The 2,135-nt window shown below is 54.8% G+C and carries 2 protein-coding genes; both read right to left on the reverse strand.

All coding sequences use genetic code 11. From position 1 onward, the window contains the following. Positions 1–61: 61 nt before the first annotated feature. Positions 62–856, reverse strand: a complete 795-nt coding sequence (gene istB, locus SJI19_RS24535) for an IS21-like element helper ATPase IstB (protein ID WP_323480851.1) — start codon at positions 854–856, stop codon at positions 62–64. Further along, positions 856–2,034 (reverse strand): IS21 family transposase, encoded by a 1,179-nt coding sequence (gene istA / locus SJI19_RS24540; RefSeq protein WP_323480850.1) that lies wholly within the window; start codon positions 2,032–2,034, stop codon positions 856–858. Before istA ends, istB begins: the two co-directional genes overlap by 1 nt. Between the last annotated feature and the right edge of the window lie 101 nt (positions 2,035–2,135).

Raw genomic sequence — 2,135 nt, forward strand, 5'->3', positions numbered from 1 at the left:
GTCAACATCGCGCAGTAGCGGCATATTTTCATCGTTCAAGATGTCCACTATTTATCGTTTTTTAATCTGTACTTAGTAATGTGTCATCCGGCGCTATACCCGACACGGTTTTAGCCGATAACATTCCTGCTTTTCGCTTATCTTTCAGTCGGTAACTCTCCCCTTTGATATTGACCGTGGTTGAATGGTGCAGTAACCGATCCAGGATCGCTGATGCCAGCACGTTATCACCGAACACCTCTCCCCAGTCCGTGAAGCTTTTATTTGAGGTCAGGATGATGCTCGCTTTTTCATAACGCCGGTTCAGCAGTCGGAAGAACAGGCTCGCCTCTTCCCGTGTCATCGGCAGGTAACCGATTTCATCCAGGATCAGCACCCGGCTGTAGCTTAACAGTTGGATCTGCCTCTCCAGGCGGTTTTCTTGTTTGGCCTTGAGCAGCGTTGCCATCAGTTTATCCAGCGGAGTGAACAGCACCCGATGCCCACCATCCGCTGCTTTGACGCCCAGAGCCACCGCCAGATGGGTTTTCCCCACCCCCGGCGGTCCCAGCAGGATAACATTTTCATTGCGCTCCACGAACGCCAGACCTGCCAACTCGCGGATCACTTTCCGATCTATTCCCGGCTGGAAGCTGAAGTCGAACTGCTCCAGCGTTTTTATCCAGGGTAACCGGGCCTGTTTGAGCCGCGATTCCAGTCCCCGGTTACGCCGCCCATGCCATTCCTGTGACAGGACTCGCGTCAAGAACTCCCGGTAGTTCAGTTCTTCTTTTGCGGCCTGCTCGAGCAGGTTTTCCACCGCGCCGGTCAGATGATCCATCTTCAAGCGGGTCAATAAGCTCTCCAGTTCGTTCATCATAGTAGTCCCTCATACGCATCCAGCGGCCGTTGTTCTACCTGGCAGGTACGCTGCCACAGCGTCTGGTGATGCTCCGGGACCGTCTGCCAACCCGCTGAGTCCGAAGCCAACTGATGACGGGCGATAAGTTCATCATCGCCGTAGACTCGCAGCTCATTGTCCAGGGTAATACGCACCGTGACCTGACGTCCGCACCAGGTCTGGGGCACGCTGTAGCGGTTGCCCCGCACGTCGATGTAGCCATCCCACCCGACCTGACGGGTATCGTAATAACTGGTATCGAACGGCCCGGCAGGCAACGGTTGCAGGGCCGATTTTTCCACCTCGAACCGCGCTAACGGCGTCTGGTGAAACTGACGCAGATGGCGCTGGTCAGCTTCTTGCGCCAACCATTGGTTCAAGAGCTGATTGACATGGGCAAAACTGTCGAACTGGCGGTAATGGACAAAAAAGTTGTGTTTTACGTATCCCACCATACGTTCCACTTTTCCTTTGGTCCTGGGCCGGTGAGGCCGGCAGGCGCGGGGCATAAAGCTGTAGTGCTTGGCCAACGACTGGAAGCCGGCGTTGAAGACAACCTCACCCGTAAAACTATGTTTGAGCACGGCCGCCTTCTGGTTATCAACCAGCACGGTTTTCACGCTGCCACCAAAATAATCGAACGCCTGTACCAGTGATCCGTAGGTGTGCTCCGCATCCTGGCTGGGCGCGGCGAAGACGTGGAAGCGGCGCGAATAGCCCAAGGTATTGACCGCGAAGTTGATTTTACACGGCCGACCCGCCACTTCAGCGTCCACTTCGCCCCAGTCGTGTTGCAACTGATAGCCCGGTTGTGTTTCGAAGCGGACGGTTTCACGCCCGTGCCGAAGACGGCGTTTGGGCTGGATATATTCCCGCAGCACGGTGGTGCCGCCGTCATACCCCTGCGCCTTGATTTCCTGGAAGATGACTTGGGCATTCCAGACGTGTTCACTCAGGCGCGTATCGATAAACGCCATATAGGGTTCGAGCTTGGTCATGCGCCGTCGTGAGGGCGTACACCGGGTCGGTTCAGGCTGCATAAGATGCCGTCTGACCGTGCGTTCTGAACAACCGATATAACGGGCAATATCGATAATATAGGCGCCTTGCGTGCGCATTTGTTTTATCATTAGGTGGTCCTCTCTACTTAACATGGCGCTTCCTTTTTTGGTGTTGGAACCTTAAGGAAAGACCATGTTGGGTGGAGTGGACAACTTTTCCGATGAATTACGACCTTATATCAGCGATGCCGACA

Origin of the sequence: Acerihabitans sp. TG2, assembly GCF_035013185.1 — a bacterium.
Classification (GTDB): Bacteria; Pseudomonadota; Gammaproteobacteria; order Enterobacterales; family Enterobacteriaceae; genus Acerihabitans.